Raw genomic sequence first — 23,297 nt, 5'->3', positions numbered from 1 at the left:
AAACACTGCGGGCGTCGTATTTCCGGGCCTCTCCGCCGCGCTCGCTCCCTTGTTCAGGAACGATATAACATTTCATGATAAGCCCCGGCAAGAGCCGGAATGCGGGCGCCTTCTGGCCATGATTCACCTGAACGCAGGATGAAGCGCTTAACGTAAGCGTTGGAATTGGTTGCGGGCGTCTTCGTTCGATCGTTCGCATCGTGGCACAGACCAGGACGACACAAACGAAAAAGGCCCGCCGATCGATGCCGGCAGGCCCTTTCACGTCAAGCGTTGCCGCTATCAGCCGGGGATGGCGGCGCGGGCCTGGGCGCCATCGCCCTGGGGCGCGGCGAGGATGTCCTTCACCAGGGCGCCCTTGGCCACGGTCTTGGTCTGCGGATCGCCCACCGTGCTGCGGATGCCCACGGCCGAAGCGCCGGCCTTGCCCAGCGTGTCGGTTTCCACGGCGCTGCGCGGGGCCGGGCCGCCGAACAGGGCGTCGAGCGCCTGCTTCGACGAATCGACATCCTGCGGGCGCGGCGCGCCGGGGTTGGGCGGGGTCAGCGCGAAATCGGGCGGCACGACCAGCGGCGCCTGGCGGCTGACGGCGAATTCATCGGGGCGAACGCGGTTGAACAGCGAGCTGTTCGAGCTGCACGCAGCCAGAAGGCTCCCGGCCGAAACGAGAAAGGCAAGGGCGGCGGCTTTGCGCATTACTTAAATCTCCGTAGGGCTGGGGCTGCCCGGCTCGCGCTTTTCGCGCGAAAACAGCGAACGGGCAAGCAGGATCAACACGCCCAGCGTGATTGCCGCGTCGGCCAGGTTGAAAATCAGGAAAGGCCGAAATTCGCCGAAATGAAGGTCAGCGTAATCGATCACATAGCCGCGCGTCCAGCGATCATAGATGTTGCCCATCGCCCCGCCGAGCACGAAAGCCAGGCCAGAGAGTTCGGCCAGCGCCTTTTCGCGCAGCATCCAGATCACCACGCCCAGCGCGATCAGCCCGGTCATGGCCAGTAGCGCCAGCTTGCCTTCGCTCGAATCCGCGCTGAACAGGCCCAGCGACACCCCCAGGTTCTGCGTCCAGCGCAGGTTGAAGAAGCTGGTGAGATAGATCGCACCCTGTTCGGGCAGGGCCAGCGGGCCGGCGATCCAGGCCTTTACTGCGCGGTCCAGGCCGAACGTGGCAAAGGCCAGGGCAAAGCCGGCCAGGCGGTTGCGGGTGAACAGTCTCACGCGGCTTGCCCGTCGAGCGTTGCCACCACGCTGTCGCAGCGGGCGCAGAGCGCGCCGTCTTCGCTCACTTCGGGAAGGTGGCGCCAGCAACGGCCGCACTTGTGGTCATCGGTTCGGGTCACGGCAAGCTCCTGCCCGCGGGTAACTGTCGCACTGATGAACAGTTCCGCCAGGCCGTCTTCGGCTTCCGGCGCGTCGGCCGGCACGGTGACGCGGGCTTCCAGGCCCGAACCCAGCACCTTTTCGCGGCGCAGCGGTTCGATTGCCTCGTTCACGCGGGTGCGCAGCGCGCGCAGAGCTTCCCACTGCGCCACATCGGCTTGCGCTGCGGGCAGTTCGGGCCATTCCAGCAGGTGGACCGAAGCGCCGGGCGTGCGGCTCTGCCACACTTCTTCGGCCGTGAAGACCAGCACCGGCGCGGCATAGCGCACCAGGGCGTGGAACAGCACGTCGAGCACGGTGCGATAGGCGCGGCGCTTGGGATCGGCCGGCGCGTCGCAATAGAGGCTGTCCTTGCGGATATCGAAGAAGAACGCCGAGAGGTCTTCGTTGCAGAACTCGGTCAGGGCGCGGACATAGGTGTTGAAATCATAGTCCGCCACGGCCTGGCGCAGCGTGCTGTCCAGCCCGGAGAGGCGCACCAGCATGTAGCGCTCCAGTTCGGGCATGGCCTCGGGCGCCACGCGCTCGTCCTCGCTGAAATCGGCCAGCGCGCCGAGCAGGTAGCGGAAGGTGTTGCGCAGCTTGCGATACTGGTCGGCCACCCCGGCGAGGATTTCCTTGCCGATGCGGTGATCCTCGGTGAAATCCACAGACAGCGCCCACAGCCGCAGGATATCCGCGCCATAATCGCGCATCAGGTCCAGCGGGCTGATCGTGTTGCCCAAAGACTTGGACATCTTCAGGCCCTTGGCATCCATGGTGAAGCCGTGGGTCAGGATCGCGTCATAAGGCGCACGGCCGCGCGTGGCGCAGCTTTCTAGCAGCGAAGACTGGAACCAGCCGCGATGCTGGTCGCTGCCTTCGAGATAGAGATCGGCCGGCCAGCGCAGTTCGGGCCAGCGGCCTGATTCCAGCACGAAGGCATGGGTGGAACCGGAATCGAACCACACGTCGAGAATGTCGGTGACGCGCTCGTAGTCCTCGGCCTGGTACTTGTCGCCAAGGTAGTCCTGCGCGCGCTCGTCGTCCCAGGCGTCCACCCCTTCGGCCATCACGCCGGCGATGATGCGGGCGTTGACTTCGGGATCGGCCAGGTACTGCCCGGTCTGGCGGTTGACGAACAGGGTGATCGGCACGCCCCAGGCGCGCTGGCGCGAGAGCACCCAGTCGGGCCGCCCTTCGACCATGGCGCCGATGCGGTTGCGGCCCTTTTCCGGCACGAAGCGCGTGGCGGCGATCGCCGCGACGGCCTTTTCGCGCAGAGTGCCGCCTTCGCGGGCCTGGTCCATCGGCACGAACCACTGCGGGGTGCAGCGATAGATCACCTTGGCCTTGGAGCGCCAGGAATGCGGGTAGGAGTGCTTGTAGTCCGCGCTCGCCGCCATCAGCGCGCCCACTTCGGCCAGCGCCGAACAGATCGGGCCATCGGGGGCGTTGAACTTGGGGTTGATCACGCTGCCCTGGCCACCAAGCCAGCCCCAGTCCTCGCGATACTTGCCATCGGCAGTGACGGCAAACTTGGGCTCGATGCCGTGCGCCTTGCACAGGGCAAAGTCGTCCTCGCCATGGTCGGGCGCCATGTGGACCAGGCCCGTGCCCGAATCGGTGGTGACGAAATCCCCGGCCAGCAGCGGGCGCGGCTCGGCAAAGAAGCCGCCCAGCGCGTGCATGGGGTGCCGCGCGACGGTGCCGGCGAGTTCGGTGCCTTTGCCTTCCCACAGCGGGCTTTCCAGCGCGATGCCAAAGCGGGCGGCTGCGGCGGCGACCAACGGGGCGGCCAGCAGAACGCGCTTGTCGCCCGCCTGAACCAGCACGTAATCCACCTCAGGCCCATAGGCGAGCGCCTGGTTGACCGGGATCGTCCAGGGCGTGGTGGTCCAGATCACCGCATAGGCGCCCTTGAGCGCTGCGATCGGCGAATCCGTGATTTCGAACGCCACGTCGATTTGGGTGGAAACGATGTCCTCGTATTCCACCTCGGCTTCGGCCAGCGCGGTCTTTTCCACCGGGCTCCACATCACCGGCTTGGCGCCGCGATAGAGCTGGCCGCTCTCGGCGAACTTGAGCAGTTCGCCCACGATCGTCGCTTCGGCCTGGAAATCCATGGTCAGGTAGGGCCGGTCCCAAGCGGCGTTGATGCCCAGGCGCTTCAACTGCTCGCGCTGCACGTCCACCCACTTCTGGGCATAGGCGCGGCATTCGGCGCGGAATTCCTTGGGCGGAACCTCGTCCTTGTTCTTCTTCTTCTTGCGGTACTCTTCCTCGACCTTCCACTCGATGGGCAGGCCGTGGCAGTCCCAGCCGGGCACATAGGGCGCGTCCTTGCCCAGCAGGGTCTGGGTGCGCACCACCATGTCCTTGAGGATATGGTTCAGGGCATGGCCGATATGCATGTCGCCATTGGCATAGGGCGGGCCATCGTGAAGGATGAACGTGTCACGGCCCGCGCGCGCGGCGCGCACCTGGCCGTAAATGTCTTCCTCCTGCCAGCGCGCAAGAATGCCCGGCTCCTTTTGCGGGAGCCCGGCCTTCATGGGAAAATCGGTCTTCGGCAGGAAGACGGTGTCTCGATAGTCGCGCTTGTCGGTCATGATCGGCGGGCCTTAGCGGCCCACGCGGATTCCTGCAAATGCCGGATGCAGCCAAATGCGGCTGGCGTGGCGCAGGGCCCCGGGTCAAGCCCGGGGCGACAGAACAGGGCAGGGACCGGAAATGCGTCGCCCCGGGCTCGACCCGGGGCCCTCCGCCACGCCAGCGCTCCTTAACCCAGCCCGATCAGCGAAATCTCCCGGCCATAGCCCGGCTCGCCCGCATGCGTCGCGCGGCGGAAGGAAAAGAAGCGCTCGGGCTGGGCATAAGTGTCCTCGTCCAGCATCCCCACCACGCCCACGCCAAAGGCATGGAGACGATGGGCGACATAGCCGGGCAGGTCGAACCAGGCATGGCCGGCCTTGCCGGGGCGGAAGAAGCGTTCGTTGGCGTCGTCCTGCTCCACGAAGCGGGCCTCGAACGCGGCATCCACTTCATAGCTTTTCTGGCCGATGCACGGGCCGACCACGGCGGCGATGGCGGCGCGATCGGCGCCGAGCGCTTCCATCGCCTCCACCGTGCGGTCGGTCACGCCGTCGATCGCGCCGCGCCAGCCGGCATGGGCCGCGCCGATCACCCCGGCATGGGGATCGTGAAACAGCACCGGCGCGCAATCGGCGGTGAGAATGCCGAGCAGCACGCCGGGGCGATTGGTCACCAGGGCATCGCCGCGCGGGCGGTCGGCCTCGTCCCACGGCTGGTCCACCACCACCACGTCGGCCGAATGCACCTGATAGGCGCAGACCAGCGTGGCGCCGGGCAGCACAGCGGCGGTGGCGCGGCGGCGGTTTTCCGCCGTGGCCGCCGGATCGTCCTCGCTGCCCCAGCCCACGTTGAGCCCGGCATGGATGCCGGTGGAAACGCCGCCGCGCCGGCCGAGGAAGCCATGGGCGGCACCGGCCAGCGCGGGGTGGGTGATAACCTCGATGCTCATCCTTCCAGGCTCTTGCTCACCTGCTCGCGCACATCGCGCGACAGGCGGGGCGCGGCGGCGATGCGTTCAAGCGCGGCGCGCATCAGGGCGGCGCGCTGCGGCTCGATCCGGCGCCAGCGGCCCAGCGGCGCCACGAAGCGGGCCGCGACATTGCCGTTGATCGGGTCGAGCGCCAGGATCAGATCGGCGATCAGGGCATAGCCGGCGCCATCGGCGGCATGGAACGCCTGGGGATTGGCGGCAAAGGCCATGTAGAGCGCGCGCACCCGGTTGGGATTGGTCAGGGTGAAATCGGGATGCTGCGCCAGGGCGCGGACATGATCGAGCGCCTTGGGGTGGAGCGAGCCGGCCTGGAGCGAGAACCACTTGTCGATCACCAGGCGGTTGTCGGCAAAGCGGGCGTGGAAATCGGCCAGCGCGGCCTCGCGCTGCGGCCCGTCCAGCCCGCACAGCACCATCAGCGCGCCCTGGCGGTCGGTCATGTTGTCGGCGGCATCGTATTGCGCCTTGGCCCGCAGCGCGGTCTGCGCCGGATCGGCCGCCGCCAGATAGACCAGCGCCTGGGTCTTGAGCTTGCGCGCGCCGCGCGCGGCGGCATCGAGGCCATAGGGCACCGCGCTGCACCGGTCATGCAGGGCGCGCCAGGCATCGCCCAGTTCGGTGCCGAGCCAGGCCTTGAGCGCCTCCCGCTCGGCATGGACGCGGGCGGGATCGACCGGGTTCAACTGCTCGGCCAGATAGGCTTCGCCCGGCAGCATGACGAGTTCGCCGCGCATCAGGTCGTCCAGCGCCGGATCGGCCAGGATCGCGCCCAGCGCGCCCGCGATGGCGGCCCGGCCAGCCGCGCGCGCGGCATCGTCGAGCCGGTCTTCCACCGCCGCCACCAGATGCTGCACCACCAGTTGCTGCATCGCTTCATAGCGGGCAAAGGCATCGTCGTCGTGCGCGGCCAGGAACACCAGGTCGTCCACGCTCTGCGGCGCGTTGATCGCCACCGGCGCGGAAAAGCCGCGATTGAGCGAGAGCACCGGCGCTTGGGCAAACCCATCGAACGTGAAGGTCTGCGCGGCTTCGTTCAGGACGATCAGATGCTCGCCGCCATGCGCCCCGCTGGCGCGGTCGAACAGCGCGGTGCGCAGTGGGATCACCATCGGCTGCTTGACCGGCTGGCCCGGCGTGGGCGGCACGGTCTGCTTGAACGCCAGCGTCACGCTGCCACTGGCGGCATCGTGGGTCATCGCCACGTCCACCTGCGGCGTCCCGGCCTGCTCGTACCAGCGGCGGAACTGCGCCAGGTCCAGCCCGGCGCCGTCCTCGATCGCCTTGACGAAATCCTCGCAGGTCGCCGCTTCGCCGTCGTGGCGCTCGAAATAGAGGTCGGTGCCGGCGCGGAACCGCTCGGAGCCGGCCAGCACGGTCATCATGCGGATCACCTCGGCGCCCTTGTTGTAGACCGTCGCGGTGTAGAAATTGCTGATTTCCTGATAGGAATTCGGGCGGATCGGATGGGCCAGCGGGCCGGAATCCTCAGGAAACTGGGCGCTGCGCAACACGCGCACATCCTCGATCCGCTTGACCGGGGCCGATCCCATGTCGGCCGAGAACTGCTGGTCGCGCAGCACGGTGAAGCCTTCCTTCAGGGAAAGCTGGAACCAGTCGCGGCAGGTCACGCGGTTGCCCGACCAGTTGTGGAAATATTCGTGCGCCACCACGCCTTCCACGCCATCGTAATCGCCATCGGTGGCGGTTTCCGGATCGGCCAGGATATAGCGGGTGTTGAAGATGTTGAGGCCCTTGTTCTCCATCGCCCCGGCGTTGAAATCCGACACCGCGACGATGTTGAACAGGTCGAGATCGTATTCCCGGCCATAGACCTTCTCGTCCCACGCCATCGACGCGATCAACGCGCGCATGGCGTGGCCGGTGCGGGTTTCATCGCCCGCGCGCACCCAGATCGCCAGCTCCACCTCGCGGCCCGACATCGTGGTGAACGTGCCGCGCGTGGCGACCAGATCGCCCGCGACCAGCGCGAAGAGATAGCTCGGCTTGGGCCAGGGATCGTGCCAGATCGCCCAATGCGTGCCATCCTCTTCCTCGCCGCTGTCCATCGGATTGCCGTTGGAGAGCAGCACCGGGAACGCCGCCTTGTCGGCCGTGAGCGTGACGGTGTAGCGGCTGAGCACGTCGGGCCGGTCGGGGAAGAAGGTGATGCGGCGAAAGCCTTCGGCCTCGCACTGGGTGCAGAGCAGCCCGCCCGAGGCATAGAGGCCGGAAAGCTGGGTATTGGCAGTGGGATCGATCGTCGTCTCGATGGTCACCTGGTGCGCCTCGCCGGGCAGGTCCACCACCAGATCGTCGCCCTCCATGCGCCAGGCACTGTGCGGCTCGCCGTCCACGGCCACGCTCTGCGCCACCAGGCCATCGCCGTTGAGACGCAGCGGCCCGCCGTCTCCTGCCGGGTTGCGCTCCACGTCGAGCGTGGCGGTCACTTGCGTGGCCGACAGATCGAGCAGGAAATCGAGCGCGATATCGGGCACCAGCCAGGCAGGCGGGCGATAATCGGCACGCTGGATCACGACGGGCGGCTGGCTGGCTGAATCCTTCATGGCCCGAACTTAGGAAGCCGAAGGCCAAGGGGCAATTGAGCAAATCCGAAACCGGGGATAATTGCGAGGAATGAGAGCCCCCTCCTCTTCAGAGGAGGGGGTTGGGGGTGGTGGAGGCCCCGCGCAACGCATGACCGACAAACAAGGCAACCCCACCCACCTGTTCATCTTCGGCATGGGCTATGCCGCGCAAGTGCTGGCGCAGGCCCTGCGCGCGCAGGGCTGGCGGGTGGAGGGCACCGGCCGCGCCGGCACGGTGGCGTTTGACGACAACGCCGCCGTCCACGCCGCGCTGGCCCGCGCCAGCCATGTCCTGTCCTCCGTCCCCCCGGCGCACGAGGGGGGCGATCCGGTACTGGAAACCTATGGCGCGGCCTTGCAGGGGTGGCCCGGCGCGTGGATCGGCTATTGGTCCTCCACCGGCGTCTATGGCGATGCCCAAGGCGCCTGGGTGGACGAGACCGCGCCGATCGGCGGCGGGCGCCGCTCCGCCCGCGTGGCGGCCGATCTGGCGTGGCAGGCATTGGACGGGCGCGTGCGCGTGCTGCGCCTGCCCGGCATCTATGGCCCGGGGCGCAGTGTGATCGACAAGCTGCGCGAGGGCAGCGCCCATCGCATCATCGCCCGCGACCAGGTGTTCAGCCGCATCCACGTGGACGACATTGCCGGCGCCACCCAGGCCGCCTTTGCCGGGCCGCCGGGCGTCTACAACCTGGCGGACGAGGAACCGGCCAGCCAGAACGCCGTGGTGGAAGAAGCCGCCCGGCTCACTGGCCTGCCCCTGCCGCCGCTGCAAACCGCCGATGAAGCGGGCCTCTCCCCGATGGCGCGCGGATTCTACGCCGAAAGCCGCCGTGTTTCAGCAGGCAAGGCGCGTCGTCTGCTCGATTGGCGGCCGACTTATCCCACCTATCGCGAGGGATTGCGCGCTTTGAGCGCCATGACCAGCCCGGCCATCGCCAGCACAGATCCGGCCACCGGCAGCAGCGTCCAGCGATAGCCCTCGAACACGGTCGAAAGGCCCATGGCCACCACCGGCACCAGCACGCCGTTATAGGCGGCGCGGCCCGCGCCCATGTCTTTCAGCAACTGGAAATAGAGCGGGAACGTGATCACCGAGCCGACGATGCTCAGGTACAGCACGCCCGAGACATAGGACCAGGTGTGGTCGATCACCGGCGGCCCGGCCAGCACCAGCGCGACCAGCCCATCGACCAGCGTGCCGATCGCCATGGCCCAGGCCAGGATCGGCAGGATCGCGCGCGAACGCGCCGCGCCCGAGGCCTGGATCACGTTGGCGACCGAAGCGCCCAGGATCGAGATGGTGACCATGCCGATGCCCAGCCACGGCGCGGTGGTGGGCGGCGCGACCTGCACTTCGTGGACCACCAGCAGGGCGATCCCGGCCAGGGCCACGGCCGATCCCGCCCAGAACCCGCGCGCCACGCGCTGACCCAGGAAGATGTGGGCCTGCAGGGCATTGGGCACCATCAGCAGGGCATAGAGCACCGCGACCAGGCCCGAGGTGAGATGCTGCTCGGCCGGATAGAGGAACTGGTAGTTGAGCGTGAAGTGGAACAGCCCGATGCCCAGCGCCAGCCGCCAGCCTTGCGCATCGAGCCGCAGCGAATCCCGCCGCAGCAGCGCCAGTACGAAAGTGCCCGCCGCCGCCACGGCAAAGCGATAGCACACCGACCAGGCCGGCGGCACGCTGCCCGCCTGGCCCTTGATCACCAGCCAGGTGGAGCCCCAGATCAGCGCCACGGCCAGGAACGGCAGCACCACGCGCGGCCGCCACAGGCTTTCGCCCGATGGGGTATCGGTGGCGCTCACAGGTTGCGGATCGCGCGGGCCAGCGCGGCGACATGGGCCGGATCGCTGTTCCACGCCGTGACCAGCCGGGCCGCGCCCGGCGTGCCGGCGGGGGCGGGCCAGTCATAGAAGTCGAAGCCCATGCCGCGCAGCGCGGTCTTTTCCACGTCATCCAGCGTCACGAACAGCTCGTTCGCTTCCACCGCATGAAGCAGGCGCCCGGCGCAGGCCCCGGCCAGTTCCTGCGCGGCGGCATTGGCGGCGCGGGCATTGTCCAGCCACAGGTTATGCTCCAGCATGGCCAGGATCTGGGCGGCGAGATAGCGGCCCTTGGATTGCAGGTGCCCGGCGCGCTTGCGGCGGAAACGAATGGTCTCGGCCAGCTCCTCGTCGAACAGCACAATCGCCTCGGCCCCCAGCCCGCCGTTCTTGACGAAACCAAAGCTCAGGGCATCGACTCCGGCCTGCGCGGTGAGCGCGGCGGGATCGCAATCGAGGAACGCCACGGCATTGGCAAAGCGCGCGCCGTCCATGTGCAGGCCAAGCCCGCGCGTGCGCGCCAGCGAGCCGATCGCGGCCACTTCGTGCGGGCGATAGGCGCGGCCATATTCGCTGGCCTGGGTGATCGAGATGGCATGCGGCTGCACCTGGTGCACGCCGGGACGAATCGGATCGATCGCGGCGGCGATGCTTTCGGGGGTGAGCTGCGCGCCTTCGCCCTGGGCCAGGATCAGCTTGGCCCCGTGGGTGAAAAAGCCCGGCGCGCCGCCTTCGTCCATCTCGATATGCGCCTCGCGATGGCACACCACGGCACCGTGCGGCGGCACCATCGCGCTCAAGGCTAGGCAATTGGCCGCCGTGCCGGTCGCCACCCACAGCCCCACGCAGGGCGTGCCGAACAGAGCGGAAAAGGCTTCGTCCAGCGCGCGGCTCAGCGCATCGGCATCATAGGGAAAATCGGGCGCATCGGCCGCCTGCATCGCGGCCCAGACGCGGGGGTGGACGGAAGCGGCGTTGTCGGAGAAGAAATGCATGGAAACCGCCATGACCGCGAAGGCGTTGTGCGGTCAAGCCACCCGTTTCGGCAGTGGCACGCGAAGGAGACCCGGCTTGAGCGAGACCGTTTCGATCACCCACGATGACCAGGGCAGCCACGGCGCCTATCACGCCAAGGTGGCCGGCGAAGCAGCCGAAGGCCTGCTGACCTGGCGCGAGGCCTCGCCCGGCGTCGTCGTGGCCGATCACACCCTGGTGCCCACCGCGATCGGCGGCCGCGGCGTGGCCGCGCGCCTGGTGGAGGCGCTGATCGATGATGCGCGCGAACGGGAGTGGAAGATCGTGCCCGCGTGCAGCTATGTCGCCGCGCAATTCCGCCGTCATCCCGAGTGGGCCGACTTGCAGGCTTAGACGCTCTTCACTTCGTCACCCCGGACTTGATCCGGGGTCCAGATCGACGGCTGGCACCGTGCTGGAATTCCAGCGAGACCCCGGATCAAGTCCGGGGTGACGATGCTTTATGGCGAGTACATGGGGCGGGAAATGGTGCTGCTGGGGAGGATTGAACTCCCGACCTCAGCCTTACCAAGGATGCGCTCTACCACTGAGCTACAGCAGCACACCATTTCCGCGAAAGCCGCTGCATCGTGCATCGGGCTTCGTTCCGCCGGGGCCTTGCCGCCGGTGGAGGCGCGCTATTGGCCGCAGGCTTTGCCAAAGTCAAGCGGGCTTGCGGACAAAAAATTCGCGCGGCAAAGAGCCTGGGCCATGAACCTGTCGAAAACCCCTTCCGCCAAACCGGGCGCCGCCGCCAGCCGGGAAGAGCGCCTGGCGCAGCGCCTGCGCGAGAACCTGCGCCGCCGCAAGGCGCAGGCACGCGCGCTATCTGACGCCCAAGAAGAAATGGCCCCGCCGCCGGGCGGGAACGCGCCCGAATCGGCGTGACTCGCCTTTCCAAACCGGCCCCGGCCCGCTAGGGGCCGCGTTCTCTTGTCCCTTCTTGAAAGCAGGAAGCCTCGATGCCCCGTTTGATCCTGATTCGTCACGGCCAGTCGCAATGGAACCTGGAAAACCGCTTCACCGGCTGGTGGGATGTGGATGTGACCGAAAAGGGCGCGGCCGAGGCCTTTGCCGCCGGCCAGTTGCTGAAAGACAAGGGCGTGCTGCCCACCGTGGCGTTCACTTCGCTCCAGACCCGCGCGATCAAGACGCTGCATCTGGCGCTGGAGGCCGCCGGCCGCCTGTGGGTGCCCGAAACCAAGGACTGGCGCCTCAACGAGCGCCACTATGGTGGCCTCACCGGGCTCGACAAGGCCGAAACCGCCGCCAAGCATGGCGACGAGCAGGTCAAGGTGTGGCGCCGCAGCTTCGACATTCCGCCGCCGGTGCTCGAAGCGGGCAGCGAATTCGATCTGGCCGGCGACCCGCGCTATGCCGGGATCGCGGTGCCTGCCACCGAAAGCCTGAAAGACACCATCGCCCGCGTGCTGCCGGCCTATGAAGAGCTGATCGTGCCCGCGCTCAAGGCCGGGGAAACCGTGATCGTCTCGGCCCACGGCAATTCGCTGCGCGCCCTGGTCAAGCACCTGTCGGGCATTTCCGATGCCGATATCACCGGCCTGGAAATCCCCACCGGCCAGCCGATCGTCTATGAACTGGACGACAATCTGGCCGAAGTGGAACGCTATTACCTGTCGGAGCGCTGAGGAGCGCACCGACGCCCGAAACGGGGGATTTGGGATGAGTGAAAGTGCGCAAGCGGGCGCGCAGGTTGCCATCATCATGGGCAGCCAGTCCGACTGGGAAACGATGAAGAACGCCGCCGCCGTGCTCGACAAGCTGGGCGTGGCGCACGATTGCCGGATCGTTTCGGCGCACCGCACGCCCGACCGACTGGTGGACTTTGCCAAGACCGCGCACACCGCCGGTTTCAAGGTGATCATCGCCGGGGCCGGCGGCGCGGCGCACCTGCCGGGCATGGTCGCGTCGATGACGCATCTGCCCGTGCTGGGCGTGCCGGTGGAATCCAAGGCGCTCAAGGGCATGGATAGCCTGCTTTCGATCGTGCAGATGCCCGGCGGCATTCCGGTGGGTACGCTGGCGATCGGCGTGCCGGGTGCGACCAATGCCGGCATCCTGGCCGCCTCGATCCTGGCGACGAGCGATGCCGCCCTGGCCGATCGCCTGATCGCCTTCCGTGCCGCGCAGACCGACGCCGTGGCCGAGCGTCCGCAATGAGAACGATCGCGCCGGGCGCCACCATCGGGATTCTGGGCGGCGGACAGCTTGGCCGGATGATGGCCCTGGCCGCGGCGCAACTGGGTTACAGCGCGCATGTCTATGCGCCCGAACCGCGCGAGGCTTCGGTCGCGGCGCAAGTCAGCGCGGCCTATACCCAGGGCGCCTATGACGATGAAGCCGCGCTGGCCGCCTTCGCGCGCCAGGTGGCGGTGGTGACGTACGAGTTCGAGAACGTGGCAGCCGCGCCGCTCGCCGCGATCGCGCCGCACGCCCCGCTGTTTCCACCCGCCCGCGCGCTGGAAGTGGCGCAGGACCGGGTCAACGAGAAATCGTTCGTGGAAGCGCTGGGCGGCACTCCGGCGCCCTGGCTGGCGGTGGACAGCGCGGCAGACCTTGCCCGCGCGGTGGAAACCATCGGCGCGCCCGGCATTCTCAAGACCCGCCGCGATGGCTATGACGGCAAGGGCCAGTGGCGGATCATGGCGCCCGCCGATGCGCAAGGGCTGGACCTGCCCGACGCGGGGCTGATCTACGAAGGCTTTGTCCATTTCTTCGGCGAATTCTCGGTGATCCTGGTGCGCGGCCAGGATGGCGAAGTGCGCTTCTGGGATTCGGCGCAGAACGAGCACGAGGGCGGCATTCTTGCCCGCTCCACCGTGCCCGCGCCGCCCGCCATCGCCGCGCAAGTGCCCGCCGCGCGCGACCTCGCTGCCAAAGTGGCGCAGGCGCTCGATTACGTGGGCGTGCTGACGCTGGAATTCTTTGCCACCGACGCTGGCCCGGTGTTCAACGAAATGGCGCCGCGTGTGCACAATTCCGGGCACTGGAGCATCGAGGGCGCGCTCGCCAGCCAGTTCGAGAACCATGTCCGCGCGATCCTGGGCCTGCCGCTGGGCAGCCCCGAGCTGGTCACGCGCGGCGCGGTGATGGACAACCTGATCGGCGATGCTGCCGATGCCTGGCCGCAATTGCTGGCCGATCCGGCCAACCACCTGCACCTCTACGGCAAGGCGCAGGCGCGCCCGGGCCGCAAGATGGGCCATGTCACCCGGCTGGTGAAATAGGCCATGGCTGCGGCGCTGTTCCTGATCGTGGCGCGGGCCGACGATGGCACGATCGGCGATGCCGGCACGCTCGCCTGGCACATTCCCGCCGATCTCAAGCGGTTCAAGGCGCTGACCATGGGCAAGCCGATGATCATGGGCCGCAAGACCTTTGAATCGCTGCCCGGCCTCCTGCCCGGCCGCCGCCATATCGTGCTCACGCGCGATACCGCGTGGCGCGCGCCGGGCGCCGAAGTGGTCCACACCGTCAAAGCCGCGCTCGATAGCGTGGCCGATGAGCCTGAAGCGGCGGTGATCGGCGGGGCGGAAGTGCTCGCGCTGTTCGGGCCGCTGGCCACGCGCTTTGAACTGACCGAAGTGCACGGGCGCTTTGGTGGGGACACCACGATGCCCTATCCCGGCCCGCAATGGCGGGAAACCGCGCGCACCAGCCATGAAGCGGGGGCGGGCCATCCGGCCTACACTTTCGTCACGCTGGACCGCAGCCCCCATCTGGAAGAAGGCAGCAAGCCATGATCCGGCTCTATGCACGCGAGCGCGTGCCCGAACACTGGCGCGGCGCCATCGTGGCGCTGGGCAATTTCGACGGGTTCCACCTGGGCCACCAGGCCGTGGTGGCCGAAGCGGTGCGCTGGGCGCGCGCTGAAGGCCGCCTGGTGATGATCGCCACGTTCGATCCCCACCCGGTCAGCCATTTCGATCCCAAGGCGCCGCCGTTCCGCCTCACCTCGCTGGACCAGCGGCAGGAACTGTTCGCCGCGGCCGGGGCCGATGCCATGCTGGTGTTTGAATTCGATGCCACCCTGGCGCAGACGACGGCGCAGGAGTTCGTCGCCGGTCTGCTGGCCGACCGCATCGGCGCGGCCGGCGTGGTGACGGGCGAGGATTTCACCTTTGGCAAGCAGCGCGGCGGCAATGTCGCGGTGCTGCGCGAACTGGGCGCCGCCCATGGCCTCGCCGCGCGCGCGGTCGGCCCGGTGCTGCTCGATGGTGCGGTGGTCTCCTCCAGCCGCGTGCGCGAGGCGCTCAAGGCCGGGGACTGCACCACGGCCGCGGCGCTGCTGACCCGGCCTTTCGCCATTCGCGGCGTGGTCCAGCATGGCGACAAGGTCGGTCGCACGATCAATTTCCCCACCGCCAACCTGTCGATGGGCAAGTACCTGCGCCCGGCCTATGGCATCTATGCCGTGAAAGGGCGCCTGTGCGACGGGCGCGAACTGCTCGGCGCGGCCAACGTGGGCATCCGCCCCACGTTCGATCCGCCCAAGGAACTGCTCGAGCCGCACTTCTTCGATTTCTCCGGCGATCTCTATGGCCAGGAACTCGACGTCAGCTTCCATCACTTCCTGCGGCCAGAGGCCAAGTTCGACAGCCTCGACGCGCTGGTGGCGCAAATGGCGCGCGATTGCCTCGAAGCACGTCGGCTGCTCGAAAGCGCCTGATTTTCCATCCGATTCGGCTCGACCGGGCGCACTCCGGTTGACAGGTCGCCCTGTGCCGGCTTGATCGCTCGATGGGGTCGGGTTTGGCCCGGCCTGGACAGGAAATTGGCATGATCTGGTTGCGCGGCGTCTTGTTCACCGGGGCGCTGGCCTTTCTGGTGCTGACTTTCGTCAATGCCAGTTGGCTGGTCACCGCGCCGCCGGGGCGGCCGCGCCTGATCGCCAATGGCGGCATCGCCCAGGATTACCAGCCCGGCGGACGCCAGGCGCCATGCCCGGCGCGCGCGATCCTGCCGCCGCTGCATCCCATCCTGGAAGACACGGCCCGCGCCGTGTTCATCGCGCGGCGCATGGGCGCCGATTACGTCGCGATCGACGTGGTGCGCACGGCTGACAACCACCTCGCGCTCTATCCCGATGCGGACCTTGGCTGCCGCACCGAGGCGAGCGGCCCGGCCTCGCAAAAGACCATGGCCGAACTGGCGCGGCTCGACGCCGGCTATGGCTATAGCGCGGATGGCGGCAAGACTTTCCCGTTGCGCGGCAAGGGGCAGGGGCTGATCCCCTCGCTCGACGAGATTCTCGCCGCCAATCCGATGGGGCGCTTCCTCTATCGCTTTCCGGGCAACGACGTGGCCGCCGTGCCGCTGCTGGCCCAGGCGCTGCAACGCAATGGCCACGATGCCAGGGCGCTGGGCGAGGGCTTTGTCGGCAATGCCGCCTTGGTCGCGGCGGTGAAGCGGGCGCTGCCCGGCGCCTGGACCATCGATCCGGCGCAGGGCCGGGCTTGCGCCAGCGCCTATCGCTGGCAGGGCTGGACCTCGCTGGTGCCGGCCTCGTGCCAGGGCGCCACGATGCTGGCCGCGCTGGACAGTGCTTTCACGCTGTGGGGCTGGCCCAACCGCGTGCAGCAGCGGATCGAGGGCGTGGGCGGCAAAGTCATGGCCGTGGCCAGCGAGGGCACCGGGACCGACCTTGGCACCGGCCTGCGTCACGCGCGCGAATTGCCGCAAGTGCCTGCCGCGTTCCACGGCACGGTGCTGATCGACAATTTCTGGGTGGTCGGCCCCGCGCTGCGCCCCGACATGGACGCGCGCACCAATGCCGAGGCGCTCGCGGCGCAGGATCGTGACGAAACCGCGCCGTAAGGTTCAGCGCCCGTCGAGGCGCCGTCCCAGGGTCTCCACCGCCTGCGGTTCATAGCCCAGCGCGGCATAGAACGCCTTGGTCGCCAGGTTGTCGCTGCGCACCATCAGCATGATCTTGGGGCAATCGCGCGCCGCCAGCCAGGCTTCGGCCGCCTGCATCAGCATGCGGCCCAGCTCCTGGCGCTGGAACGCCGGCGCCACGCCGAGGTAATAGACCCAGCCGCGATGGCCGTCATAGCCGACCATGACCGTGGCCGCGGGCATGCCGTCCACTTCGGCCAGCAGCACTGTGGCCGCCGGGTTTTCCATCGCCAGGTGATAGTCGGTGGCGGGATGGTTCCACGGCCGGGTCAGCCCCGCCGCCTGCCACAGGCCGATCACGGCCTTGGCATCGGCAGGGCCGGCCTCGCGCAATTGCGGGCTGGCCATGGGTGTTCAGTCCTCGCCCAGGTTCTTGGCCGAGGAATCCGCCTCGCCCGCCACCCAATAGCCGGCCGCCTTGATCCAGCGCTTGTCGAGCCCGCGCGTCTCCACCAGATGCTCGCGCAGGCGCCGGGCCACGCCCGCTTCGGCGGCGATCCACACGAACGTGCCGGGCACCAGGTCCACGCCGTCCAGCGCTGCCAGTAGCGGGGCGGGATCGGTCGCGGCTGCGGCACTGCGATGGAGCCAGCGGGTGTCCAGCGTGGCGGCGGTGGCGAAGGTCTGTTCGTCGGCGGCACCGAGCACGGCGCCGATCACCGTGGCGCGCACGCCGGCGGGCAGTTCTTCCACGCGGCGGCCGATTGCGGGCAGGGCGGTTTCGTCGCCCACCAGCAGCCAGTGCGCGATCGGGCCTTCGATCACCTGCGAACCGCGCGGGCCGCCGATGCGGATGGCATCGCCCACCTTGGCCGCGCGCGCCCAGTCCGACACCGGGCCGCCTTCGTGGTCGAAGAAGTCGATGGTCAGCGTACCGGCCTCGGCATCGTGATGGCGCGGGGTATAGTCGCGCATGATGCGCTCGCCCGGCTCGCCTTCGATGAAGACCTTGACGTGATCGTCGGGCGCGCCGCTGACGAAGCCGGCCAGCTCCGGCCCTTCGGCCACGATGCGGATCATGTTGGGCGTCAGCCGCTCGTGCCGGGCGATGCGCAGCGTGCGCAACGTGGTGTCGTGCCGCATGCGGCGGATCGAGGGCGCGCTGTCCTGGGTTTCGGAAGCGGGAGTTTGCGAAGTCTGGGTCATGAACGGGGTGCAGCCTGTCTGTTGGCGGGGCGCGTTGCTTGACGTTAACGCTTACGATCCCGCCTGGATGGTGCCGTGCAGGATGGCCCGCCGAGATGCGAATCCTTGCGAACGACTATCAAGATATATCTTTGAACAGTCTTTTACAAGGCCGCCGACCACACCCGCGATCAAAAAAGGTCACGCCGGCTCGACGGCCTCGTCAGCCTCGGCCGGATCGAGCGCGGCCATGAACAGGCCCAGCCACCACATCACGTCTTCCTTCAGCACCGTGTCCATCAGTGCGCGCCAGCGTTCCTGGCGTTCGGCCAGCGGCATGGTCAGCGCCAGGGCCAGCGCATCGGCGATTTCGTCGGGGCTATAGGGATTGACCAGCACGGCCTGGCTCATCTGCGCGGCGGCGCCGGCAAAGTTCGACAGTACCAGCACGCCCGGATCGTCCGGATCCTGTGCCGCGACGAATTCCTTGGCGACCAGGTTCATCCCGTCGCGCAAGGGGGTGACCAGCCCGACCTTCGCCGCGCGATAGACCCCGGCCAGCGCATCGCGGGCATAGCCCTTGTTGACATAGCGCAGCGGCACCCATTCCACGCTGGAAAACTCGCCGTTGATCCGCCCCGAAAGCGAATCCAGGCTGGCGCGGATTTCCTGGTAGGTCTGCACGCTTTCGCGGCTGGGCGGCGCGATCTGGAGCAGGAAGACCTTTTCGTGCAGGTCTTGGCGTTGCGACAGCAGCCGCTCATAGCCGATGAAGCGTTCCTGCAATCCCTTGGAATAGTCGAGGCGATCGACCCCCACGATCATCGCGCGGCCGCCGGCGCTTTGCTCCATGGCCTGGCGCATCGTTTCGGCCGCCGGGCCATTGGCAGTCTCGGCAAATTCGCGCGCGTCGATCCCGATCGGGCAGACCACGGCGCGGATCGTGCGCCCGTTCCAGGTGATCGTGCCGTCCTCGCCCACGGTTGCGTCCATCTGGGCGCGGGCATAGTCGATGAAGCTGTCCAGCCAATCCTGGGTGTGAAAGCCCACCACGTCATAGGCAAACAGCGATTCGACCAGTTCCTGGTGATTGGGCAGCGAGACCATCAGCCGCATCGGCGGCCAGGGGATGTGCAGGAAAAAGCCGATGCGGTTGGTCACCCCGCGCTCGCGCAGGCGCTGGCCCAGCGGGATCAGGTGATAGTCATGCACCCAGACCAGGTCGTCGCTGGCGATCAGCGGCACCAGCGTATCGGCAAAGCGGGTGTTGACCCGCTCATAGCCGTCGACGAAGCCGCGCTCGAATTCGGCCAGGCTCACGCGGTAGTGGAACAGCGGCCACAGCGTGCGATTGGCAAAGCCGTCATAGTATTCCTGGATGTCCTGCGGTTCCAGGTCCACCGTGGCGGTGGTTACGCCGGCCGATTTCTGGAAATTGATGTGGCCGGTAAAGCTTTCGGTTTCCCCGCCGGACCAGCCGAACCAGATGCCGTTGCTTTCGCGCAGCACGGTGGACAGCGCCACGGTCAGGCCACCCTGGTTGCCCGGTTCGTCCTCGCTGGGCGGCTGGACACGGTTCGAGACGACGATCAGGCGCTTCACCTTATGGCACTCCATGGCTTGCTCAGCAGGCCGGCGCAGTTGATCAGGCCGACCAGCGAGTATGTCTGCGGGTAATTGCCCCACAGTTCCCCGGAAACGGGGTCGATATCTTCCGACAGCAGCCCGGCGGCGGTGCGGCGGGACAGCATTTCCTCGAACAGCTCACGCCCTTCGGCGGCGCGGCCGGTGGCGTGCAGTGCCTCGATCAGCCAGAACGTGCACACGTTGAACGCGGTTTCGGGCAGACCGAAATCGTCCTCGCTGGCATAGCGCAGCATGTTGCTGCCGCGCCGCAAGCCTTCCTCCACCGCGCGCAACGTGCCGGTAAAGCGCGGATCGTCGGGCGGCAGGAAGCGCATGTCGAGCAACTGGATCAGGCTGGCGTCGAGGTCGTCGCCGCCGAACGTGGCGGAAAAGTGCTGGGTCTCGGGCCGCCAGGCGCGCGTCTCGATCGTGGCGCGGATGGCATCGGCGCGGTTCTGCCAGAAATCGGCGCGCTCGGGCAGGGCGAGTTCGGCGGCGATATTGGCCAGCCGGTCGCATGCGGCCCAGCACATCGCCGCCGAATAGGTGTGGACGTGGGCCTTGGTGCGCAGCTCCCACAGGCCCGCGTCGGGCTGGTCGTGCACCTGGAATGCGCGCTCGCCCACCGCTTCCAGCGCTTCGAAATCGGCCATGCCGGCCATGCGATAGAGCCGCCGGTCGATGAACGCCTGGGTGTTGCACAGCACGATCTGGCCATAGGCATCGTGCTGGATCTGTTCATAGGCCTGGTTGCCCACGCGCACCGGGCCCATGCCGCGATAACCGGGCAGGGCCTCGGCAACGCGCTCGGTCAGCCGGTCTTCGCCGCCCAGGCCATAGAGCGGCTGGATATGCCCGCCGCGCGCGCCTTCCACCACGTTGCGCAAGTATTCCAGATAGCCTTCCAGCACATCGAGCGCGCCGAGCCGGTTGAGCGCCTGAATGGTGTAATAGGCATCGCGGATCCAGCAGAAGCGATAGTCCCAGTTGCGGCCCGAATCGGCATGTTCGGGCAGCGAGGTGGTCAGCGCCGCCACGATCGCGCCGGTTTCCTCGAACTGGCACAGCTTGAGCGTGATCGCGGCGCGGATCACCGCGTCCTGCCATTCCAGCGGCGTCGCCAGACCGCGCGTCCACTGCCGCCATTCGGCGATCGTGCGCGCCAGCATCTCTTCCAGGCCATGGCCCAGGTCGTTGGCAAAGCTTTCGTCGGGGCCAAGGAAGAAGTGCAGCGTGCGCTCCACCCGGAACGGCCGCTCGTCGTTGACCCAGCCGATCGGCGCGTCGGTGGACAGGCGCAGGGTCAGGTCCTGCAACAGATAGCGGATATGGTGCGAACCGGTGGTGCGGGCGGGCACCGTGCTGCCCCACTCGCTGGCCGGGCGCAGCGCCACGCGGATGCGCGGGCTGCCCGCCAGCCGCCGCACGATCCGGGCGAAGGCCACCGGGCGATACATGCGCCCATGGTTCTTGTAGCGCGGGCAGAAATCGACCACTTCGATCACCCCGCCCTGCGCGTCGGTATGCTGGGTCACCAGCACCGGGGTGTTGCGGATGTAATGCTGGCGGATGTCCACCACGTCTTCCAGGGTGATCGCCCAGAAGCCTTGCGCGGCAGGATCGCTGGCCGGCTTGTCGTCCAGCAGCGCACAGAACGTCGGATCGCCATCCAGGCGCGGCACGCAGCCCCACACCAGGCTGCCGCCGCGATCGATCATCCCGGCCACCTGGCAATTGCCGACCGGCCAAAGGTCCACGCTGGCCACGGGCGTCTCCGCCGCGCTCATGCCGGCACCTCGTTCCGATCATTCTCCCGGCCATCGGCGTAGGCGCGCAGGAACGCGCGCACGGCGCTGGGCGAGGGCAGCGACAGCGTGGCGGCGGTGCTGCTGCCATCCAGCGCGCGGCTGCCCACCAGCACGCCATGGCCGCTGAGCGCCCGCGCGGCGGCAAAGCCGGCCTCGTCGGTGAGGTCGTCGCCAAAGAACACCGGGCACGTGCCGATCATCTCCTTGCGCGCCATCATCCGGCGCACGGCCTGGCCCTTGTCTCCGCCGGGAAGGCGCAGTTCGACCAGGTCCTTGCCGTGCTGGATCTTGAGCGCATGGACTTCGGCCAGGTGCACCGCCAGCGCTTCGGCCGGCTGGCGCGCCTCGGGCGCGCGGCGCCAATGAAAGCCCACGCCGAACGATTTTTCCTCCACCAGGCAGCCTGGCCAGGTGCGCGCCAGCGTGTGGAAATCGCGGGCCACGTCTTCCAGCACCGGCGGCCGTTCGGGCCGCGCCCAGACCTCGTTCCAGCGGTATTCCAGCCCATGGCTGCCGGTCACCGGCAAGACCTGGGCGACCGGGCCGAGAATGCGGTCGATCTGCTCCAGCGAGCGGCCGCTGACCATGGCCAGGCGCCCATCCAGGCGCTGCGCGAGATCCTGGAGCAGCGCGCGGACTTCGCCGTCGGCGCGGACCGCCTCGGGGTCGTCGTCCAGGTCCAGCAGCGTGCCATCGATATCGAGAAAAACGGTCGCCCCGTCGAGCAGGCCAATTTGCGGCGCGGGCAGCACGGCGGGCTTGGTCACGGTCAGGGGAATGGGGCGCTCCTGTGTCTGGCCTCGGTTCGGCTCGTTCGGGTTTGGATGGCGGCGCGCAGGCCCAATGGGTGCGACAGCCGCGCTTCCCCAATGCCTGAAACGCCATCCGGTTCCCGCGCTGGGCCTCTCGCTTGCAACAAGTAGCTGTTTTATATGAAGTTAACTATCAAAGGCCGTCAGGATCGGGCAGCGGCCTGCGTCCCCCTCGCCACAGGCCCGGGCCAACTTGTGCAGGGCCGCGCGGGCTTCTTCCAGCGCGGCAATCCGCGCGTCGAGCGCAGCGATCTGTTCCTGCGCCAGGGCCCGCGCGCGATCGCGATCGCGGTCATGGCTGGCGTCCAGCGCCAGCAATTCGCCGATCTGCTCCAGCGTGAACCCGGCGGCTTGTGCCGCGCGGATGAAGCGCAGCCGCCGCACATGGGCATCGCCATAATGGCGGATCGCGCCGCCGCGCCCGGCACCATTGTGGCGCCGGGGCGTTTCGATCAGGCCCCGCCGCTGGTAATAGCGCACCGTCTCCACCCCCACGCCGCCGGCACGCGCCAGCCCGGCAATGGTCAGGGACGGCGTCCGGGCCAGCATCTGGGACGACATGGGCACCTCTTGACTCCGTACCATGGTACGGACCCCATATGGGGTGCAGCCCGTTTCCATTGCAAGCGACAGGATGCTGCCATGAACCCCCTCACGCCCGCCCACCGCCCCACGGCCGTGCTCTATCGCATGGTGACCGATCGCCACGTCTGCCCCTTCGGCCTCAAGGCGCGGCACCTGCTGCGCCGGCACGGCTATGCAGTGGAGGATCACTGGCTGCGCACACGCGCCGAAACCGATGCGTTCAAGGCGCAGCACGATGTGCCGACCACGCCGCAGGTGTTCATCGATGGCCGGCGGATCGGCGGCTATGACGACCTGCGCCGTCATTTCGGCCTCGCCGTGCGCGATCCCAAGGCCACCAGCTACACCCCGGTGGCGGTGCTTTTCGTGATCACCGCGCTGATCGCTCTCGCTGCCAGCCAGGCCGCATTCGGCACGCCGTTCACGGCGCGCGCGGGGCAATGGTTCGTGGGCATCAGCATGGCCGTGCTCGCACTGCTCAAGCTCCAGGATATCGATCGCTTCGCCACGATGTTCCTGGGCTATGACCTACTGGCGCAGCGCTGGGTGCCCTACGCCAGCATCTATCCCTTTGCCGAGGCACTGGCCGGTGTGCTGATGATCGCCGGGGTGTGGCCGTGGCTGTCGGTGCCGGTCGCGCTGTTCGTGGGCACGGTGGGCGCGGTTTCCGTGTTCAAGGCCGTCTACATCGATCGTCGCGAACTCAAGTGCGCCTGCGTTGGAGGATCGAGCAACGTGCCGCTCGGCTTCGTCTCGCTTACCGAAAACCTCGCGATGGTCGGCATGGCGCTGTGGATGGTGTGGCACTGATCCAAAAAAGAAGCGCCGGTCTCTCACGGTGCCGGCGCTCTTTCTGGCGTTTCAGCTCATTCCCACTCGATTGTTCGAAACCCAGTTAGGTCGTTGATCTAGAGTGCGATGACAAAAAGTGGGAACCGGTTTTTGTCATCGCACTCTAGCTTTCTGGCGGAACCGGGCAGTTCCCGCTGACGTGCTCCCCTGATTGTTACCGGTCAGAGGTAGAGTCTCGCTCCTTCATGATGATTGT

General features: G+C 67.8%; 23 protein-coding genes and 1 tRNA gene. 10 read left to right on the top strand and 14 right to left on the bottom strand.

From position 1 onward, the window contains the following. Window positions 1-282: 282 nt before the first annotated feature. The 5 genes from IE191_RS02100 to pepN all read right to left on the bottom strand — a co-directional run bounded on the left by IE191_RS02100 (window position 283) and on the right by pepN (window position 7,509). Entirely contained in the window at window positions 283-696 is a 414-nt protein-coding gene (locus IE191_RS02100) for a DUF3035 domain-containing protein (protein ID WP_191322719.1), read from the bottom strand. A gap of 3 nt (window positions 697-699) precedes the next feature. Continuing rightward, complete coding sequence (lspA, locus tag IE191_RS02095; RefSeq protein ID WP_191322967.1) at window positions 700-1,212, bottom strand: signal peptidase II; 513 nt, start codon at window positions 1,210-1,212, stop codon at window positions 700-702. A gap of 2 nt (window positions 1,213-1,214) precedes the next feature. Beyond that, on the bottom strand, window positions 1,215-3,971 hold the full coding sequence (gene ileS / locus IE191_RS02090) for an isoleucine--tRNA ligase (RefSeq protein WP_191322718.1): 2,757 nt from the start codon (window positions 3,969-3,971) through the stop codon (window positions 1,215-1,217). A 170-nt stretch (window positions 3,972-4,141) separates the two neighbouring features. Continuing rightward, window positions 4,142-4,903, bottom strand: a complete 762-nt coding sequence (gene pgeF, locus IE191_RS02085) for a peptidoglycan editing factor PgeF (protein WP_191322717.1) — start codon at window positions 4,901-4,903, stop codon at window positions 4,142-4,144. After that, complete coding sequence (gene pepN, locus IE191_RS02080; protein ID WP_191322716.1) at window positions 4,900-7,509, bottom strand: aminopeptidase N; 2,610 nt, start codon at window positions 7,507-7,509, stop codon at window positions 4,900-4,902. Before pepN ends, pgeF begins: the two co-directional genes overlap by 4 nt. 130 nt (window positions 7,510-7,639) lie before the next feature. On the opposite strand from pepN, the gene IE191_RS02075 reads away from it, so the two are divergent. Further along, window positions 7,640-8,509, top strand: coding sequence for a Rossmann-fold NAD(P)-binding domain-containing protein (locus tag IE191_RS02075; RefSeq protein ID WP_191322715.1), 870 nt, complete (start codon window positions 7,640-7,642; stop codon window positions 8,507-8,509). Here IE191_RS02075 and IE191_RS02070 read toward each other — a convergent pair. Next, window positions 8,419-9,342: a DMT family transporter gene (locus IE191_RS02070; RefSeq protein ID WP_191322714.1), complete on the bottom strand. Its 924-nt coding sequence runs from the start codon at window positions 9,340-9,342 to the stop codon at window positions 8,419-8,421. The genes IE191_RS02075 and IE191_RS02070 overlap by 91 nt on opposite strands. Continuing rightward, window positions 9,339-10,355 carry a threonine aldolase family protein gene (locus tag IE191_RS02065; protein WP_191322713.1) on the bottom strand — a complete coding sequence of 339 codons (1,017 nt, stop codon included), beginning with the start codon at window positions 10,353-10,355 and terminating at the stop codon, window positions 9,339-9,341. Before IE191_RS02065 ends, IE191_RS02070 begins: the two co-directional genes overlap by 4 nt. A gap of 76 nt (window positions 10,356-10,431) precedes the next feature. Between IE191_RS02065 and IE191_RS02060 the strand changes: the two genes are divergently transcribed. Then, window positions 10,432-10,728 carry a GNAT family N-acetyltransferase gene (locus tag IE191_RS02060; protein ID WP_229815047.1) on the top strand — a complete coding sequence of 99 codons (297 nt, stop codon included), beginning with the start codon at window positions 10,432-10,434 and terminating at the stop codon, window positions 10,726-10,728. Window positions 10,729-10,861: 133 nt separating this feature from the next. On the opposite strand, the gene IE191_RS02055 is transcribed toward IE191_RS02060, so the two are convergent. Further along, a tRNA-Thr gene (locus tag IE191_RS02055) sits at window positions 10,862-10,936 on the bottom strand. Between the two features lie 149 nt (window positions 10,937-11,085). Between IE191_RS02055 and IE191_RS02050 the strand changes: the two genes are divergently transcribed. From IE191_RS02050 to IE191_RS02020, 7 genes are all read left to right on the top strand, one after another. Next, window positions 11,086-11,262: a hypothetical protein gene (locus IE191_RS02050; RefSeq protein WP_191322711.1), complete on the top strand. Its 177-nt coding sequence runs from the start codon at window positions 11,086-11,088 to the stop codon at window positions 11,260-11,262. Between the two features lie 74 nt (window positions 11,263-11,336). Beyond that, entirely contained in the window at window positions 11,337-12,023 is a 687-nt protein-coding gene (gene gpmA / locus IE191_RS02045; RefSeq protein WP_191322710.1) for a 2,3-diphosphoglycerate-dependent phosphoglycerate mutase, read from the top strand. A 34-nt stretch (window positions 12,024-12,057) separates the two neighbouring features. Continuing rightward, a complete protein-coding gene (gene purE, locus IE191_RS02040) occupies window positions 12,058-12,555 on the top strand; it encodes a 5-(carboxyamino)imidazole ribonucleotide mutase (RefSeq protein WP_191322709.1) in 498 nt (165 codons plus the stop codon). After that, window positions 12,552-13,622, top strand: a complete 1,071-nt coding sequence (locus tag IE191_RS02035) for a 5-(carboxyamino)imidazole ribonucleotide synthase (RefSeq protein WP_191322708.1) — start codon at window positions 12,552-12,554, stop codon at window positions 13,620-13,622. Before purE ends, IE191_RS02035 begins: the two co-directional genes overlap by 4 nt. A gap of 3 nt (window positions 13,623-13,625) precedes the next feature. Continuing rightward, window positions 13,626-14,138, top strand: a complete 513-nt coding sequence (locus IE191_RS02030; protein WP_191322707.1) for a dihydrofolate reductase — start codon at window positions 13,626-13,628, stop codon at window positions 14,136-14,138. Next, the gene (locus IE191_RS02025) at window positions 14,135-15,064 is read left to right on the top strand and encodes a bifunctional riboflavin kinase/FAD synthetase (protein WP_191322706.1); all 930 of its coding nucleotides are present in this window, start codon (window positions 14,135-14,137) and stop codon (window positions 15,062-15,064) included. Before IE191_RS02030 ends, IE191_RS02025 begins: the two co-directional genes overlap by 4 nt. 110 nt (window positions 15,065-15,174) lie before the next feature. After that, the gene (locus IE191_RS02020) at window positions 15,175-16,212 is read left to right on the top strand and encodes a glycerophosphodiester phosphodiesterase family protein (protein WP_191322705.1); all 1,038 of its coding nucleotides are present in this window, start codon (window positions 15,175-15,177) and stop codon (window positions 16,210-16,212) included. 3 nt (window positions 16,213-16,215) lie between these two features. On the opposite strand, the gene IE191_RS02015 is transcribed toward IE191_RS02020, so the two are convergent. The 6 genes from IE191_RS02015 to IE191_RS01990 all read right to left on the bottom strand — a co-directional run bounded on the left by IE191_RS02015 (window position 16,216) and on the right by IE191_RS01990 (window position 22,225). Beyond that, entirely contained in the window at window positions 16,216-16,641 is a 426-nt protein-coding gene (locus IE191_RS02015) for a GNAT family acetyltransferase (protein ID WP_191322704.1), read from the bottom strand. A 6-nt stretch (window positions 16,642-16,647) separates the two neighbouring features. Beyond that, entirely contained in the window at window positions 16,648-17,439 is a 792-nt protein-coding gene (locus IE191_RS02010; RefSeq protein ID WP_191322703.1) for a siderophore-interacting protein, read from the bottom strand. A 180-nt stretch (window positions 17,440-17,619) separates the two neighbouring features. Continuing rightward, complete coding sequence (locus IE191_RS02005; protein ID WP_229815046.1) at window positions 17,620-19,020, bottom strand: alpha,alpha-trehalose-phosphate synthase (UDP-forming); 1,401 nt, start codon at window positions 19,018-19,020, stop codon at window positions 17,620-17,622. Beyond that, window positions 19,017-20,831 (bottom strand): glycoside hydrolase family 15 protein, encoded by a 1,815-nt coding sequence (locus IE191_RS02000; RefSeq protein WP_191322701.1) that lies wholly within the window; start codon window positions 20,829-20,831, stop codon window positions 19,017-19,019. The genes IE191_RS02005 and IE191_RS02000 overlap by 4 nt, the downstream gene beginning before the upstream one ends. Continuing rightward, window positions 20,828-21,619, bottom strand: coding sequence for a trehalose-phosphatase (gene otsB / locus IE191_RS01995; RefSeq protein WP_191322700.1), 792 nt, complete (start codon window positions 21,617-21,619; stop codon window positions 20,828-20,830). The genes IE191_RS02000 and otsB overlap by 4 nt, the downstream gene beginning before the upstream one ends. A gap of 171 nt (window positions 21,620-21,790) precedes the next feature. Next, window positions 21,791-22,225 carry a MerR family DNA-binding protein gene (locus IE191_RS01990; protein ID WP_229815045.1) on the bottom strand — a complete coding sequence of 145 codons (435 nt, stop codon included), beginning with the start codon at window positions 22,223-22,225 and terminating at the stop codon, window positions 21,791-21,793. A gap of 81 nt (window positions 22,226-22,306) precedes the next feature. Here IE191_RS01990 and IE191_RS01985 point away from each other — a divergent pair, with 81 nt between their 5' ends. Beyond that, complete coding sequence (locus tag IE191_RS01985; RefSeq protein ID WP_229815044.1) at window positions 22,307-23,059, top strand: MauE/DoxX family redox-associated membrane protein; 753 nt, start codon at window positions 22,307-22,309, stop codon at window positions 23,057-23,059. Window positions 23,060-23,297: the final 238 nt, after the last annotated feature.

The sequence above is a fragment of the Novosphingobium pokkalii genome, from assembly GCF_014652855.1.
GTDB classification, from domain to species: domain Bacteria; phylum Pseudomonadota; class Alphaproteobacteria; order Sphingomonadales; family Sphingomonadaceae; genus Novosphingobium; species Novosphingobium pokkalii.
Note: the sequence above shows the minus strand (reverse complement) of the source record. Positions and strands in the feature narration are given on the sequence as shown.

Coding starts and splice junctions, on each gene's coding strand:
- IE191_RS02100 (WP_191322719.1), bottom strand. CDS start 696: ATGCGCAAAGCCGCCGCCCTTGCCTTTCTCGTTTCGGCCGGGAGCCTT.
- ileS (WP_191322718.1), bottom strand. CDS start 3,971: ATGACCGACAAGCGCGACTATCGAGACACCGTCTTCCTGCCGAAGACC.
- pgeF (WP_191322717.1), bottom strand. CDS start 4,903: ATGAGCATCGAGGTTATCACCCACCCCGCGCTGGCCGGTGCCGCCCAT.
- pepN (WP_191322716.1), bottom strand. CDS start 7,509: ATGAAGGATTCAGCCAGCCAGCCGCCCGTCGTGATCCAGCGTGCCGAT.
- IE191_RS02075 (WP_191322715.1), top strand. CDS start 7,640: ATGACCGACAAACAAGGCAACCCCACCCACCTGTTCATCTTCGGCATG.
- IE191_RS02065 (WP_191322713.1), bottom strand. CDS start 10,355: ATGCATTTCTTCTCCGACAACGCCGCTTCCGTCCACCCCCGCGTCTGG.
- IE191_RS02050 (WP_191322711.1), top strand. CDS start 11,086: ATGAACCTGTCGAAAACCCCTTCCGCCAAACCGGGCGCCGCCGCCAGC.
- gpmA (WP_191322710.1), top strand. CDS start 11,337: ATGCCCCGTTTGATCCTGATTCGTCACGGCCAGTCGCAATGGAACCTG.
- purE (WP_191322709.1), top strand. CDS start 12,058: ATGAGTGAAAGTGCGCAAGCGGGCGCGCAGGTTGCCATCATCATGGGC.
- IE191_RS02035 (WP_191322708.1), top strand. CDS start 12,552: ATGAGAACGATCGCGCCGGGCGCCACCATCGGGATTCTGGGCGGCGGA.
- IE191_RS02030 (WP_191322707.1), top strand. CDS start 13,626: ATGGCTGCGGCGCTGTTCCTGATCGTGGCGCGGGCCGACGATGGCACG.
- IE191_RS02025 (WP_191322706.1), top strand. CDS start 14,135: ATGATCCGGCTCTATGCACGCGAGCGCGTGCCCGAACACTGGCGCGGC.
- IE191_RS02020 (WP_191322705.1), top strand. CDS start 15,175: ATGATCTGGTTGCGCGGCGTCTTGTTCACCGGGGCGCTGGCCTTTCTG.
- IE191_RS02015 (WP_191322704.1), bottom strand. CDS start 16,641: ATGGCCAGCCCGCAATTGCGCGAGGCCGGCCCTGCCGATGCCAAGGCC.
- IE191_RS02010 (WP_191322703.1), bottom strand. CDS start 17,439: ATGACCCAGACTTCGCAAACTCCCGCTTCCGAAACCCAGGACAGCGCG.
- IE191_RS02000 (WP_191322701.1), bottom strand. CDS start 20,831: ATGAGCGCGGCGGAGACGCCCGTGGCCAGCGTGGACCTTTGGCCGGTC.
- IE191_RS01990 (WP_229815045.1), bottom strand. CDS start 22,225: ATGTCGTCCCAGATGCTGGCCCGGACGCCGTCCCTGACCATTGCCGGG.
- IE191_RS01985 (WP_229815044.1), top strand. CDS start 22,307: ATGAACCCCCTCACGCCCGCCCACCGCCCCACGGCCGTGCTCTATCGC.